Here is a 14,519-nt window from a genome sequence, read left to right as displayed (position 1 = left end):
CCTGTAGGCCGGATAAGGCGTTCACGCCGCATCCGGCAAGTTACAACAAATAACCTTTAACCATGCTTTTTGATGTTTTTCAGCAATATCCTGCTGCGATGCCTGTCCTGGCAACCGTCGGAGGATTAATCATCGGCAGTTTTTTGAATGTGGTGATCTGGCGTTACCCCATCATGCTTCGCCAACAAATGGCGGAGTTTCACGGTGAAACGCCGAGCACGCAGCTAAAAATAAGCCTGGCGCTGCCACGCTCGCATTGTCCGCATTGTCAGCAGACCATCCGCGTTCGTGACAACATTCCGCTGCTCTCCTGGCTGATGCTCAAAGGGCGCTGCCGTGATTGTCAGACGAAAATCAGCAAGCGTTATCCGCTGGTGGAGTTATTGACGGCACTCGCTTTTTTGTTGGCAAGTCTGGTCTGGCCGGAAAGTGGATGGGGGCTGGCGGTGATGATATTATCCGCCTGGCTGATTGCCGCGAGTATCATCGACCTCGATAATCAATGGCTGCCCGATGTCTTTACTCAGGGAGTATTGTGGACGGGGCTGATTGCGGCATGGGCACAGCAGAGTCCGCTAACGTTACAAGATGCAGTCACCGGCGTACTGGTGGGGTTTGTCACTTTTTACTCCCTTCGCTGGCTGGCCGGAATAATTCTGCGTAAAGAAGCATTAGGCATGGGCGATGTATTACTCTTCGCCGCTTTAGGTGGCTGGGTGGGGGCATTGTCGCTACCCCATGTTGCTTTAATTGCATCATGCTGCGGGCTGATATATGCCGTTATTACAAAAAAAGGATCAACGACGCTGCCTTTTGGACCGTGTTTAAGTCTGGGCGGTATAGCAACACTTTATCTACAGGCATTGTTTTAATGATAACCACGTCATTATCGAAGTGACATTTTTACTCTCATTAATAACCTTAGAGATTATTTACTATGTCGATAAAACAAATGCCAGGGAGGGTATTAATATCGCTATTGTTAAGCGTTACAGGATTATTAAGTGGCTGCGCAAGCCATAATGAAAACGCCAGTTTGCTGGCGAAAAAACAGGCGCAAAATATCAGCCAAAACCTGCCGATTAAATCTGCGGGATATACCTTAGTGCTGGCGCAAAGTAGCGGCACGACGGTAAAAATGACCATTATCAGCGAAGCGGGTGCTCAAACCACGCAAACGCCGGACGCGTTTTTAACCAGCTATCAACGACAAATGTGCGCTGACCCAACGGTGAAATTAATGATCACTGAGGGGATTAATTACAGCATAACGATTAATGATACACGCACAGGCAACCAGTATCAGCGGAAACTGGATCGTACCACCTGTGGAATAGTCAAAGCATAACGTCGGGTATATATAAATTGGCGCGGGTTGTTTTTCGTGACGCACGAATTTATCTCAATCAATGGCTGACTAAAATTCGTTACACTCTTAGCCAGGGACAATCTCTTAATACAGACAAAGAGCATCTGCGCAAAATTGCACGCGGGATGTTCTGGCTGATGTTGCTTATTATTTCTGCAAAAATGGCGCATTCACTCTGGCGCTATATCTCCTTTTCTGCGGAATATACGGCGATTTCCCCATCGGTGAATAAATCGACCCGTGCGGATGTAAAAACGTTCGATAAAAAAGACGTGCAATTAATCAGCCAGCAAAACTGGTTTGGCAAATATCAGCCCGTTGCTGCACTGGTAAAACAACCCGAACCGGCACCGGTGGCAGAAACGCGTCTTAACGTGGTACTGCGCGGGATCGCCTTTGGTGCCAGACCCGGCGCGGTTATTGAAGAAGGCGGCAAACAGCAGGTCTATTTGCTGGGCGAACGGCTTGACTCTCACAACGCGGTGATCGAAGAGATTTATCGCGATCATGTGGTGCTGCGTTATCAGGGAAAAATGGAGCGCCTGAGTCTGGCAGAAGAGGAGCGTTCCACCGTTGCCGTGACCAATGAAAAAACCGTCAGTGACGAAGCAAAGCAAACAGCCGCTGAACCTGCCGCCAGCACGCCAGTTGAGATCCCGGCTGCCGTGCGCCAGGCACTGGCGAAAGACCCGCAGAAAATTTTTAACTATATCCAGCTTACGCCTGTGCGTAAGGAGGGGATTGTCGGTTATGCAGTGAAACCGGGGGCAGATCGTTCTCTGTTCGATGCCAGCGGTTTCAAGGAAGGCGATATCGCCATTGCGTTAAATCAGCAGGATTTCACTGATCCACGAGCAATGATTGCTCTGATGCGGCAGTTACCTTCAATGGATTCCATTCAACTCACGGTTTTACGCAAGGGTGCGCGCTACGACATTTCCATCGCGCTGCGCTAACCGCATTTAATCCAGGAGAATCATTCATCGTGTTTTGGCGTGATATTACGTTGTCGATCTGGCGTAAGAAGACAACTGGCCTCAAAACAAAAAAGCGTTTACTGCCGCTGATGCTGGCAGCGGCATTATGCAGTTCACCAGTTTGGGCGGAAGAAGCCACTTTTACCGCCAATTTTAAAGATACCGACCTGAAATCGTTTATCGAAACCGTCGGCGCTAACCTCAATAAAACCATCATTATGGGGCCGGGCGTTCAGGGGAAAGTGAGTATTCGTACTATGACCCCGCTCAATGAACGCCAGTATTACCAGCTATTCCTTAACCTGCTGGAAGCGCAGGGGTATGCCGTCGTGCCGATGGAAAACGACGTGCTGAAGGTGGTGAAATCCAGCGCCGCAAAAGTCGAGCCGTTGCCGCTGGTCGGTGAAGGTAACGATAACTACGCGGGCGATGAAATGGTCACTAAAGTGGTGCCGGTACGTAATGTGTCTGTACGCGAACTGGCACCGATTCTGCGCCAGATGATCGACAGCGCGGGTTCTGGCAACGTCGTTAATTACGATCCCTCCAACGTGATTATGCTTACCGGACGCGCCTCGGTTGTGGAACGGCTGACGGAAGTGATTCAGCGCGTGGATCATGCGGGAAACCGCACCGAAGAGGTGATCCCGCTGGATAACGCCTCGGCCTCGGAAATTGCCCGCGTGCTGGAAAGCTTGACCAAAAACAGCGGCGAGAACCAACCAGCAACGCTGAAATCACAGATTGTTGCTGATGAACGCACTAACAGCGTCATTGTCAGCGGCGATCCCGCTACGCGAGACAAAATGCGCCGTCTGATCCGTCGCCTGGATTCAGAAATGGAACGCAGCGGCAACAGCCAGGTGTTCTATCTCAAATACAGCAAAGCGGAAGATCTGGTCGATGTTCTGAAACAGGTCAGCGGCACGCTCACCGCCGCTAAAGAAGAGGCGGAAGGCACGGTCAGTAGCGGACGTGAGGTTGTTTCTATTGCCGCCAGCAAACACAGTAATGCCCTGATTGTGACCGCGCCGCAGGACATCATGCAGTCGCTGCAAAGCGTGATTGAACAACTGGATATCCGCCGTGCTCAGGTGCATGTCGAGGCGTTGATCGTGGAGGTTGCCGAAGGCAGCAATATCAACTTCGGCGTGCAGTGGGCGTCGAAAGATGCCGGATTAATGCAGTTTGCCAATGGCACGCAGATCCCTATCGGCACGCTGGGGGCGGCGATTTCTGCAGCGAAGCCGCAGAAAGGCTCCACGGTGATCAGCGAAAACGGTGCCACCACCATTAACCCGGACACCAACGGTGACCTCTCCACGCTCGCCCAGCTACTTTCCGGCTTTAGCGGTACGGCGGTTGGCGTGGTGAAAGGCGACTGGATGGCGCTGGTGCAGGCGGTTAAAAACGACTCCAGCTCCAACGTGCTCTCCACGCCGAGCATCACCACGCTGGACAACCAGGAAGCCTTCTTCATGGTGGGTCAGGACGTTCCGGTATTAACCGGTTCTACCGTTGGCTCCAATAACAGCAATCCTTTCAACACGGTAGAAAGGAAAAAAGTCGGCATCATGCTGAAAGTCACGCCGCAGATTAACGAAGGTAACGCGGTACAGATGGTGATTGAGCAGGAAGTGTCGAAGGTGGAAGGACAGACCAGCCTCGATGTGGTGTTTGGCGAGCGCAAACTGAAGACTACCGTGCTGGCTAACGATGGTGAGCTGATTGTGCTTGGCGGTCTGATGGACGACCAGGCGGGAGAAAGCGTGGCGAAAGTGCCGTTGCTGGGCGATATCCCGTTGATTGGCAACCTGTTTAAGTCCACGGCAGATAAAAAAGAAAAACGTAATCTGATGGTGTTTATCCGCCCGACTATTCTGCGTGACGGTATGGCGGCAGACGGCGTTTCGCAGCGCAAATATAACTATATGCGCGCCGAGCAGATCTATCGCGATGAGCAAGGCTTAAGCCTGATGCCGAACACTGCGCAGCCGGTACTACCAGCGCAAAACCAGGCCTTACCGCCGGAAGTTCGCGCGTTCCTCAATGCCGGGAGAACGCGTTAATGGTGCCTGTAGCACAGGAAACCTCCGCTAACACCGTGCGTCTGCCCTACAGTTTCAGCCGTCGGTTTAGCCTGGTGGCATGGTGCGAAGCGTCGCTGGAGATCCTCCATGTTCATCCGTTGTCGCTCTCTGTTTTGCAGGAGCTGCAACGGGGGCTGAACGCGCCCTTTACGCTGCGGCAAATCGACGAGGCCGAATTTGAACAGCGGCTGAATGCGGTCTGGCAGCGGGACTCTTCCGAAGCTCGCCAGTTGATGGAAGATCTCGGTTCCGCCGAGGACTTCTTTACCCTCGCAGAAGAGCTGCCGGAAACGGAAGATCTGCTGGAAAGTGACGACGATGCGCCGATCATCAAACTGATCAACGCCATGCTGGCAGAGGCAATTAAAGAAGGCGCTTCGGATATCCACATTGAGACGTTTGAAAAGAGTCTGGTGATCCGTTTTCGTGTAGACGGAACGCTACATGAAATGCTGCGTCCCGGGCGCAAACTGGCCTCGCTGCTGGTGTCGCGTATCAAGGTGATGGCGCGGCTGGACATTGCCGAAAAGCGCGTGCCGCAGGATGGACGTATTGCGCTGTTGCTGGGCGGTCGGGCGATTGACGTGCGTGTCTCCACCATGCCTTCTGCCTGGGGCGAGCGCGTGGTGCTGCGACTGCTGGACAAAAACCAGGCTCGCCTGACGCTGGAGCGTCTGGGGCTGAGTCATGAACTGACCGCGCAGTTGCGCCAGTTACTGCACAAACCGCACGGCATCTTTCTGGTGACGGGGCCGACGGGTTCTGGCAAAAGCACCACGCTGTACGCCGGATTGCAGGAGCTGAACAACCACTCGCGCAACATTCTCACGGTTGAAGACCCCATCGAATACATGATTGAAGGGATCGGTCAGACGCAGGTCAACACCCGTGTCGGCATGACCTTCGCCCGTGGCCTGCGTGCAATTTTGCGTCAGGACCCTGATGTGGTGATGGTCGGTGAGATCCGCGATACCGAAACCGCAGAAATCGCTGTTCAGGCATCGCTTACGGGGCACCTGGTTCTTTCCACGTTGCATACCAACACGGCGGTGGGGGCAATCACGCGTTTGCAGGATATGGGCGTGGAGCCTTTCCTGCTCTCTTCCAGTCTGACGGGCGTGATGGCGCAGCGACTGGTTCGCACGCTGTGCCCCGACTGCCGCCAGCCCGCACCTGCCACTGACGAAGAAAAACGTCTGTTGGGGATTACCGATGCGCGAACCGTCACTCTGTACCATCCGCAGGGCTGCCCCGCCTGTAATCACAAAGGTTTTCGTGGGCGTACCGCCATCCATGAGCTGATCGTGGTGGACGCCACATTGCGTGATTTGATCCACCGTCAGGCCGGGGAACTGGAGCTGGAACGTTATGTCCGGCAACACTCTGCGGGTATCCGCAGCAACGGCATTGAGAAAGTACTCGCCGGAGAAACCTCTCTCGATGAAGTGCTGCGGGTAACGATGGAGGCGTAATGGCACTGTTTTACTATCAGGCACTACAGCGTAATGGCCGCAAAACCAAAGGCATGATTGAGGCGGATTCCGCGCGTCATGCCCGCCAGTTGTTGCGCGCTAAAGACCTCATTCCCGTGCACATTGAAGCCCGGCTGAATGCTTCGTCAGGGGGAATGTTGCAGCGTCGGCGGCACGCACATCGTCGTGTGGCGGCGGCAGATCTGGCGCTGTTCACCCGCCAACTGGCAACGTTGGTTCAGGCAGCAATGCCGCTGGAAACCTGCTTACAGGCGGTCAGTGAGCAAAGCGAAAAACTGCATGTGAAAAGTCTGGGAATGGCGCTGCGCAGCCGGATTCAGGAGGGTTACACCCTGTCGGACAGCCTGCGCGAACACCCCCGCGTCTTTGATTCCCTGTTTTGTTCGATGGTGGCTGCCGGAGAAAAATCCGGGCATCTCGATGTGGTGCTCAATCGCCTGGCGGATTACACCGAACAGCGCCAGCGCCTGAAATCACGACTGCTGCAGGCCATGCTCTACCCGCTGGTGCTGTTGGTGGTGGCAACGGGTGTGGTCACTATTTTGCTGACGGCGGTGGTGCCGAAAATTATCGAACAGTTCGATCACCTCGGACACGCGCTGCCCGCCTCCACCCGCACCCTTATCGCCATGAGCGCCGCCTTACAAGCCAGCGGCGTTTATTGGCTGGCGGGATTGCTGGGGCTTCTGGTGCTGGGGCAACGGCTACTCAAAAAGCCGACTATGCGGCTGCGCTGGGATAAAACTTTGCTGCGCTTGCCCGTGACGGGGCGGGTTGCTCGCGGGCTGAATACGGCGCGTTTTTCCCGCACGTTAAGCATCCTCACCGCCAGCAGTGTTCCGCTGCTGGAAGGCATTCAGACCGCTGCCGCCGTGTCGGCAAATCGCTATGTCGAGCAGCAACTGCTACTGGCGGCAGATCGCGTCCGCGAAGGAAGCAGTCTGCGCGCCGCGCTGGCGGATCTGCGCCTGTTCCCGCCGATGATGTTGTACATGATCGCCTCTGGTGAACAGAGCGGCGAGCTGGAAACCATGCTTGAACAGGCCGCGGTCAACCAGGAAAGAGAGTTTGATACCCAGGTGGGGCTGGCGTTAGGGCTGTTTGAACCGGCGCTGGTGGTGATGATGGCGGGCGTGGTGCTGTTTATCGTCATCGCCATCCTCGAACCGATGCTGCAACTGAACAATATGGTTGGAATGTAATTTACGGAGTTATCACATGAATTCGTTATCCCGCACGCAAAAACCACGGGCAGGTTTTACCCTGCTGGAAGTGATGGTGGTGATTGTTATTCTTGGCGTCCTGGCAAGTCTGGTGGTGCCTAACCTGCTGGGCAACAAAGAGAAAGCGGACAGGCAAAAAGCCATCAGCGATATCGTGGCGCTGGAAAACGCGCTGGACATGTACCGACTGGATAACGGGCGTTATCCAACCACCGAGCAGGGGCTTGAGGCGCTGATCCAGCAACCGGCCAATATGGCAGATTCTCGCAACTACCGTACCGGTGGGTACATTAAACGGCTACCAAAAGATCCGTGGGGCAATGATTATCAGTATCTCAGCCCGGGTGAAAAAGGGATGTTTGATGTTTACACCTTAGGGGCGGATGGTCAGGAAAACGGAGAAGGGGCTGCCGCAGATATCGGTAACTGGAATTTACAGGAGTTTCAGTAATCAGTGCCTGGACGCGGATTCACTCTTCTGGAAATCATGCTGGTGATTTTCCTGATCGGCCTTGCCAGTGCAGGCGTGGTACAGACTTTTGCGACCGATTCTGAATCGCCTGCGAAAAAAGCGGCGCAGGATTTTCTGACTCGCTTTGCGCAGTTTAAGGACAAGGCAGTGATCGAAGGGCAAACACTCGGTGTGCTAATCGACCCGCCCGGCTACCAGTTTATGCAGCGTCGCCAGGGGCAGTGGTTGCCCGTTTCCGCGCCCCGGTTATCGGCACAGGTTACGGTGCCGAAACAGGTGCAGATGCTGTTACAACCCGGCAGTGATATCTGGCAGAAGGAGTATGCGCTGGAGCTGCAACGTCGTCGCCTGACGCTGCATGATATTGAACTGGAGCTGCAAAAAGAGGCGAAAAAGAAGACACCGCAAATCCGCTTCTCGCCTTTTGAACCTGCCACACCGTTTACGCTGCGCTTTTATTCTGCGGCGCAAAACGAATGCCAGGCGGTGAAACTGGCGCACGATGGCGCGTTATCTCTCAGTCAATGTGATGAGAGGATGCCATGAAGCGCGGATTTACCTTGCTGGAAGTGATGATCGCACTGGCGATTTTTGCGCTGGCTGCCACGGCGGTATTACAGATCGCCAGCGGCGCGCTAAACAATCAGCAGGTTCTTGAGGAGAAAACGGTAGCTGGCTGGGTGGCCGAAAACCAGATCGCACTGCTCTACCTGATGACCCGCGAACAGCGGGCGGTCAGGCATCAGGGCGAGAGCGATATGGCAGGAAACCGCTGGTACTGGCGAACGATCCCACTGAATACAGGCAACGCGTTGCTCCAGGCGGTGGATATTGAAGTCAGCCTTCACGAAGACTTTTCGCCGGTGGTTCAGTCACGGCGCGCCTGGTTTAGCGCCGTGGGAGGCCAACAGTGAAAAGGATTCGCCCTGGTTTTACGTTACTGGAAATGCTGGTGGCAATTGCCATTTTTGCCTCACTGGCACTGATGGCGCAGCAGGTGACAAACGGTGTCACGCGCGTGAATAGCGCCGTCGCGGAGCACGATCAAAAACTCAACCTCATGCAGCAAACGATGAGTTTTCTGACCCACGATCTGACCCAAATGATGCCGCGTCTGGTAAGAGGCGAGCAGGGCCAGAGAGAACCGGCGTTACTGGCGGGTGCAGGCGTGCTGGCGTCTGAGAGTGAAGGGATGCGCTTTGTGCGTGGCGGCGTGGTTAATCCGTTGATGCGCCTGCCGCGCAGTAATCTGCTCACTGTCGGTTACCGCATTCATGACGGTTACCTTGAACGGTTAGCCTGGCCGCTGACCGATGCAGCGGGCAGCGTGAAGCCAACAACGCAAAAATTAATTCCGGCGGATTCGCTCCGTTTGCAGTTCTACGACGGCACGCGCTGGCAGGCGAGTTGGTCGTCAGGGCAGGCGATCCCTGTGGCGGTGCGCATGACTCTGCATTCGCCGCAATGGGGCGAGATTGAACGCATCTGGTTGTTACGTGGGCCGCAATTATCATGATCACCTCACCACCAAAACGCGGAATGGCACTGGTCGTGGTGCTGGTATTGCTGGCGGTCATAATGCTGGTAACCATCACACTTTCCGGGCGGATGCAGCAACAACTTGGGCGAACGCGCAGCCAGCAGGAGTACCAGCAGGCACTGTGGTACAGCGCCAGTGCAGAAAGCCTGGCGCTGAGCGCGCTCAGCCTGAGCCTGAAAAATGAACAACGCGTGTATCTGGCACAGCCGTGGGCTTCCGGCCCCCGTTTTTTCCCACTGCCGCAGGGGCAAATTGCCGTCACCCTGCGTGACGCACAGGCCTGCTTTAATCTGAATGCTCTCGCACAGTCGACGACGGCGACGCGTCCGCTTGCGGTGCAACAGTTGATTGCCTTGATCACGCGTCTCGATGTGCCTGCTTATCGGGCTGAGCTGATAGCCGAAAGTCTGTGGGAGTTTATTGACGAAGATCGCAGCGTGCAAACGCGGCTGGGTCGTGAAGACAGTGAGTATCTCGCCCGCTCGGTGCCGTTCTACGCCGTGAATCAACCGCTGGCGGATATCAGCGAAATGCGTGTGGTGCAGGGAATGGACGCCGGACTTTATCAAAAACTCAAACCGCTGGTCTGTGCGCTACCGATGACCCACCAACAAATCAACATCAACACCTTAGAGGTCGCGCAAAGCGTGATTCTTGAGGCGCTGTTCGACCCGTGGTTAAGCCCTGTTCAGGCGCGAGCATTATTACAACAACGTCCGGCGAAGGGCTGGGAAGATGTCGATCAGTTTCTTGCACAGCCGCTACTCGCTGACGTCGATGAGCGTACAAAAAAACAGCTAAAAACCGTCCTGAGCGTGGACAGCAACTACTTCTGGCTGCGTTCAGATATCACCGTGAATGAGATTGAACTGACGATGAATTCGTTAATTGTCCGCATGGGGCCACAACACTTTTCGGTTCTCTGGCATCAGACAGGAGAAAGTGAGTGAGTTCCATGCTTGAGATTTTTTTCCCGCTTTGCGCCTCTGACTCCATTCGTTGGCAGCGCTGTACCGTCGATGCTGAGCACGGCATCTGGCCTGACATTGCCGACGAACAGCTTCAGCAATGGCTGCAAACTGATACGATTCGGCTCTACATTCCCGGCGAATGGATCAGCATCTGGCAGGTTGAACTGCCTGATGTTCCCCGTAAGCAGATACCGACTATTCTGCCCGCCTTACTGGAAGAAGAGCTGAACCAGGATATTGATGAACTGCATTTTGCGCCGTTGAAAATCGACCAGCAACTGGCAACTGTGGCAGTGATTCACCAGCAGCATATGCGCAATATTGCGCAATGGTTGCAGGAAAACGGTATCACCCGCGCTATCGTCGTGCCGGACTGGATGTCCATTCCTTGTGGCTCTATGGCTGGCGATGCGCAACGGGTTATCTGCCGCATTGATGAATGTCGGGGATGGAGTGCCGGGTGGGCGCTGGCTCCGGTCATGTTCCGCGCACAGCTCAATGAGCAGGAATCACCGCTTTCGTTAACCGTGGTCGGCATTGCACCGGAAGAGCTATCTGCATGGGCTGGCGCAGACGCCGGACGCCTGACGATCACGTCTCTGCCCGCTATTACCACCTGCGGTGAACCAGAAGGGAACCTGCTGACAGGGCAGTGGCAACCTCGCGTCAGCTACCGAAAACAGTGGGCGCGCTGGCGGGTGATGGTTCTGCCTGTATTGCTGATTCTGGTTGCGCTGGCAGTGGAACGGGGCGTGACGTTATGGAGCGTCAGCGAACAGGTGGCGCAAAGCCGCGCCCAGGCAGAGAAACAGTTCTTAACGTTGTTCCCGGAGCAGAAGCGGATTGTGAATTTGCGCTCTCAGGTGACGATGGCGATGAAAAAATATCGCCCACAGACTGACGATACCAGGCTACTTGCCGAGTTGTCAGCGATCGCCAGCACCCTGAAATCGGCATCACTTTCCGACATTGAGATGCGTGGTTTCACCTTTGATCAAAAACGCCAGACGCTCCACCTTCAGTTGCGGGCAGCGAGCTTTGCCAGTTTCGACAAACTGCGTAGCGCACTGGCGGCAGATTATGTTGTGCAACAGGACGCGTTACAGAAAGAGGGTGATGCGGTTTCCGGCGGCGTAACGTTGCGGAGGAAATAACATGTTACGCGATAAATTGATTCACTATTTTCAGCAATGGTGTGAGCGCCAGTTAAGCCGTGGCGAACACTGGCTGGCACAACACCTGGCGGGGCGTTCGCCGCGCGAAAAGGGCATGTTACTGGCCGCGGCGGCGTTCCTGTTTAGCGCCGGATATTACGTCCTCATCTGGCAGCCGTTGAGCGAACGGATAGAGCAACAGGAGACGATGTTGCAGCAACTGGAGGTGATGAACACCCGACTGAAACGCGCCGCACCGGATATTATCGCAGCGCGAAAATCCGGCACGACAACGCCTGCACAGGTATCGCGGGTTATCAGTGACAGCGCTTCCGCGCATTCTGTGGTCATCAAGCGGATAGCCGAGCGTGGGGAGAATATCCAGGTCTGGATAGATCCGGTGGTGTTTAATGACCTGCTGAACTGGTTAAACGCACTGGATGAAAAGTATGCGCTGCGGGTGACACAAATTGATGTCAGTGCAGGTGAGAAGCCAGGAATGGTGAATGTGCAGCGACTGGAGTTTAGGCGGGGGTAGGTGTTGCCATCCTTGTCATAGTCATCCCCTTAACTCCACCTGATAACCCTTAGCCCAATGGTGAGTGCGGAACTGTCAAACTCGCTCACCGGGCTGAGTATTGATGTCGTAAGAATGAGTCCTCCTTCCATACCATCATGGAGTGTTCAGCAATACTGCAGAAATTCGTTTCTCACTATTTAACCCCCGTTAATCAATACTTTTCCTGACTGCAAATACGCTTAAGAGTGGTGATATATTACCAGTATTAATAGATTTCATAAATCATTGAGTGGTAATTGATAGGGAAAAACATATAGGATAATTATTAACTGATCTGTATTTTGTGTAGCCTGGAAATTGATAAAATTCCTGGAGACAATCAGGAAGTAAATTTTAAATAAAAAAACAATTTCCACAGAAATTATTAATCAATTTTAAACATTATCCCGTTTGATATATCAATCTGAGGATAGTGCTGGTCATAATACAGGTCAAAATGCACGCAGCAAATAATCATGTTGTATATTTTAATTGATAGAAATAGTTTCTGTAGGTATTACTTCGCGTGAGCTAAATAAAACTATTTCAGTGTGATCTTAATCACAAATATTACTGTATCAGGTATATAGGAGATATAAACAAGCAGTGAATGAGTGAATTTTAAATAGGGAAATAGTTTCGCAGAAAACAATTTAAGGGTAATAAATCGCGTGCGTTCTGAGATAAGGCAGATTGCAGGTGTTGTTGCACACCAAATTCTTATGAGGATTTATAATCAAGTAGTTAATATTGGTAATAAATAATAATTTCTCGCGAAATTAACAAATCGTTATGAAGATATGTGTTCCGGTGTAATCCAGGATGCATGAAGCTTTGTGTCTTTTTTTAGCCATAAAGAGTAGTCACAAAGAGGTAGAAATAACGATGGGGCATTTTCATGGGAATTAACTCTACATTCTGAAATGGCTTGTTTTCCTGACATTCCAGGAAGACCGAATACATTCATGCCTGAAGAATAGGATAGAGAAAAGAGACAGAAATAAACCAATTTATCCCTGCCGAAATAATTTCCGGCGAAATTGGTCGCGGGTGCTACAAAGTGCCTGATTGGTCTGAATAAAATTTATCCAGTTACAAACAAGTATTACCTCCAGTGTATTGGTAGCTGTTAAGCCAGGGGCGGTAGCGTACCTGAAGAGATTAGGATCACATCATCAAATGGCAAGAAGTGGATTTGAAGTCCAGAAAGTCACCGTAGAGGCATTATTTCTACGAGAAATACGAACACGCTTTGGTAAGTTCCGTCTGGGATATTTGTGGGCGATTCTCGAACCCTCTGCGCATTTGCTGATACTGTTGGGCATTTTTGGTTACATTATGCACCGCACGATGCCAGACATCTCGTTCCCGGTGTTTTTACTTAATGGCCTGATTCCCTTTTTTATCTTTAGCAGTATTAGCAAACGTTCTGTAAGTGCTATTGAAGCGAACCTGGGGCTGTTTAATTATCGTCCAGTAAAACCCATCGATACGATCATTGCGCGCGCCCTGCTTGAGACGCTGATTTACGTTGCTGTTTATATTCTGCTTATGCTCATTGTCAGGATGGCAGGCGAATATTTCGAGATAACAAATTTTTTACAACTTGTGGCTACCTGGAGTCTGCTGATCATACTTTCATGCAGCATTGGCTTAATATTCATGGTCGTTGGTAAAACCTTCCCCGAAATGCAAAAGGTTCTACCGATATTGCTTAAGCCGCTGTATTTCATCTCCTGCATCATGTTCCCTCTACACTCAATTCCTAAGCAATATTGGTCTTATCTACTCTGGAACCCATTAGTACATGTGGTGGAGTTAAGCCGCGAGGCTGTTATGCCTGGCTATATCAGCGAAGGCGTAAGTCTGAACTACCTGGCAATGTTCACATTGATAACTCTGTTCATTGGTCTGGCTTTATACCGAACTCGTGAGGAGGCAATGCTGACATCATGATTAAGATTGAGAATTTGACAAAGTCATATCGTACCCCAACGGGGCGACACTATGTGTTTAAGGATTTAAACATTGAAATCCCTTCAGGAAAAAGCGTTGCCTTTATTGGTCGTAATGGTGCAGGTAAATCAACGTTATTGAGAATGATTGGTGGTATTGACCGCCCCGATAGCGGAAAGATCATCACCAATAAAACGATATCATGGCCAGTTGGCCTCGCCGGTGGATTTCAGGGAAGTTTAACCGGACGCGAAAACGTAAAATTTGTTGCGCGGTTATATGCAAAGCAAGAAGAACTGAAAGAGAAAATTGAGTTTGTCGAAGAATTTGCCGAACTCGGTAAGTACTTTGATATGCCGATTAAAACTTACTCATCTGGTATGCGATCGCGTTTAGGTTTTGGTTTAAGCATGGCATTTAAGTTTGATTATTATATCGTCGATGAAGTAACAGCGGTCGGTGATGCCAGGTTTAAAGAAAAGTGCGCTCAATTGTTTAAAGAAAGGCATAAAGAATCTAGTTTTTTAATGGTTTCACATAGTTTGAATTCATTGAAAGAGTTTTGCGATGTGGCGATTGTGTTTAAGGACGATAATGCGATTGGTTTTTATGAGGATGTCCAAGAAGGGGTAGAGGAGTATAAAAACAACATGACAACTAATACATGTTAATTATCTTTATTCAAGTTATGTAATTCATGCAATTATTATCACAA

15 protein-coding genes are annotated in these 14,519 nt (G+C 51.9%); all 15 read left to right on the top strand.

Features of this window, described 5'->3' with window-relative positions:
* The first annotated feature begins 62 nt into the window (after nt 1-62).
* Nucleotides 63-872, top strand: coding sequence for a prepilin peptidase PppA (gene pppA, locus A1WG_RS16380; protein WP_000895881.1), 810 nt, complete (start codon nt 63-65; stop codon nt 870-872).
* Nucleotides 873-937: 65 nt separating this feature from the next.
* The gene (gene gspS2, locus A1WG_RS16385) at nt 938-1,348 is read left to right on the top strand and encodes a type II secretion system pilot lipoprotein GspS-beta (protein WP_001309757.1); all 411 of its coding nucleotides are present in this window, start codon (nt 938-940) and stop codon (nt 1,346-1,348) included.
* Nucleotides 1,349-1,365: 17 nt separating this feature from the next.
* Complete coding sequence (gspC, locus tag A1WG_RS16390) at nt 1,366-2,325, top strand: type II secretion system protein GspC (RefSeq protein ID WP_000135106.1); 960 nt, start codon at nt 1,366-1,368, stop codon at nt 2,323-2,325.
* A gap of 29 nt (nt 2,326-2,354) precedes the next feature.
* Entirely contained in the window at nt 2,355-4,415 is a 2,061-nt protein-coding gene (gspD, locus tag A1WG_RS16395) for a type II secretion system secretin GspD (RefSeq protein ID WP_001517085.1), read from the top strand.
* Nucleotides 4,415-5,908 carry a type II secretion system ATPase GspE gene (gene gspE / locus A1WG_RS16400; RefSeq protein ID WP_000249315.1) on the top strand — a complete coding sequence of 498 codons (1,494 nt, stop codon included), beginning with the start codon at nt 4,415-4,417 and terminating at the stop codon, nt 5,906-5,908. Before gspD ends, gspE begins: the two co-directional genes overlap by 1 nt.
* Nucleotides 5,908-7,131 carry a type II secretion system inner membrane protein GspF gene (gene gspF / locus A1WG_RS16405; protein WP_001517084.1) on the top strand — a complete coding sequence of 408 codons (1,224 nt, stop codon included), beginning with the start codon at nt 5,908-5,910 and terminating at the stop codon, nt 7,129-7,131. Before gspE ends, gspF begins: the two co-directional genes overlap by 1 nt.
* A 16-nt stretch (nt 7,132-7,147) precedes the next feature.
* A complete protein-coding gene (gene gspG, locus A1WG_RS16410) occupies nt 7,148-7,603 on the top strand; it encodes a type II secretion system major pseudopilin GspG (RefSeq protein WP_001517083.1) in 456 nt (151 codons plus the stop codon).
* Between the two features lie 3 nt (nt 7,604-7,606).
* The gene (gene gspH, locus A1WG_RS16415) at nt 7,607-8,170 is read left to right on the top strand and encodes a type II secretion system minor pseudopilin GspH (protein WP_001517082.1); all 564 of its coding nucleotides are present in this window, start codon (nt 7,607-7,609) and stop codon (nt 8,168-8,170) included.
* Nucleotides 8,167-8,538 carry a type II secretion system minor pseudopilin GspI gene (gene gspI / locus A1WG_RS16420; RefSeq protein ID WP_000820075.1) on the top strand — a complete coding sequence of 124 codons (372 nt, stop codon included), beginning with the start codon at nt 8,167-8,169 and terminating at the stop codon, nt 8,536-8,538. Before gspH ends, gspI begins: the two co-directional genes overlap by 4 nt.
* Nucleotides 8,535-9,140, top strand: a complete 606-nt coding sequence (gspJ, locus tag A1WG_RS16425) for a type II secretion system minor pseudopilin GspJ (protein WP_000822464.1) — start codon at nt 8,535-8,537, stop codon at nt 9,138-9,140. The genes gspI and gspJ overlap by 4 nt, the downstream gene beginning before the upstream one ends.
* Nucleotides 9,137-10,114 (top strand): type II secretion system minor pseudopilin GspK, encoded by a 978-nt coding sequence (gene gspK, locus A1WG_RS16430; protein WP_016242545.1) that lies wholly within the window; start codon nt 9,137-9,139, stop codon nt 10,112-10,114. Before gspJ ends, gspK begins: the two co-directional genes overlap by 4 nt.
* Nucleotides 10,111-11,289, top strand: coding sequence for a type II secretion system protein GspL (gspL, locus tag A1WG_RS16435; RefSeq protein ID WP_001517080.1), 1,179 nt, complete (start codon nt 10,111-10,113; stop codon nt 11,287-11,289). The genes gspK and gspL overlap by 4 nt, the downstream gene beginning before the upstream one ends.
* A gap of 1 nt (nt 11,290) precedes the next feature.
* A complete protein-coding gene (yghD, locus tag A1WG_RS16440) occupies nt 11,291-11,827 on the top strand; it encodes a GspM family type II secretion system protein YghD (protein WP_001517079.1) in 537 nt (178 codons plus the stop codon).
* A 1,200-nt stretch (nt 11,828-13,027) separates the two neighbouring features.
* Nucleotides 13,028-13,804: an ABC transporter permease gene (locus A1WG_RS16445; RefSeq protein WP_001517077.1), complete on the top strand. Its 777-nt coding sequence runs from the start codon at nt 13,028-13,030 to the stop codon at nt 13,802-13,804.
* Nucleotides 13,801-14,475, top strand: coding sequence for an ABC transporter ATP-binding protein (locus A1WG_RS16450; RefSeq protein WP_001517076.1), 675 nt, complete (start codon nt 13,801-13,803; stop codon nt 14,473-14,475). Before A1WG_RS16445 ends, A1WG_RS16450 begins: the two co-directional genes overlap by 4 nt.
* The last annotated feature ends 44 nt before the right edge of the window (nt 14,476-14,519 follow it).

Origin of the sequence: Escherichia sp. KTE96 (assembly GCF_000408525.1) — a bacterium.
GTDB lineage: Bacteria > Pseudomonadota > Gammaproteobacteria > Enterobacterales > Enterobacteriaceae > Escherichia > Escherichia marmotae.
The sequence above is the reverse complement of the archived record's forward strand: the minus strand, read 5'-3'. Positions and strand labels throughout refer to the sequence as shown.

Bases quoted from the DNA above. Each gene is read 5' to 3' on its own strand.
- A1WG_RS16450 (WP_001517076.1), top strand. From the start codon at position 13,801: ATGATTAAGATTGAGAATTTGACAAAGTCATATCGTACCCCAACGGGG.
- A1WG_RS16445 (WP_001517077.1), top strand. From the start codon at position 13,028: ATGGCAAGAAGTGGATTTGAAGTCCAGAAAGTCACCGTAGAGGCATTA.
- gspG (WP_001517083.1), top strand. From the start codon at position 7,148: ATGAATTCGTTATCCCGCACGCAAAAACCACGGGCAGGTTTTACCCTG.
- gspE (WP_000249315.1), top strand. From the start codon at position 4,415: ATGGTGCCTGTAGCACAGGAAACCTCCGCTAACACCGTGCGTCTGCCC.
- gspK (WP_016242545.1), top strand. From the start codon at position 9,137: ATGATCACCTCACCACCAAAACGCGGAATGGCACTGGTCGTGGTGCTG.
- gspS2 (WP_001309757.1), top strand. From the start codon at position 938: ATGTCGATAAAACAAATGCCAGGGAGGGTATTAATATCGCTATTGTTA.
- gspI (WP_000820075.1), top strand. From the start codon at position 8,167: ATGAAGCGCGGATTTACCTTGCTGGAAGTGATGATCGCACTGGCGATT.
- pppA (WP_000895881.1), top strand. From the start codon at position 63: ATGCTTTTTGATGTTTTTCAGCAATATCCTGCTGCGATGCCTGTCCTG.
- gspF (WP_001517084.1), top strand. From the start codon at position 5,908: ATGGCACTGTTTTACTATCAGGCACTACAGCGTAATGGCCGCAAAACC.
- yghD (WP_001517079.1), top strand. From the start codon at position 11,291: ATGTTACGCGATAAATTGATTCACTATTTTCAGCAATGGTGTGAGCGC.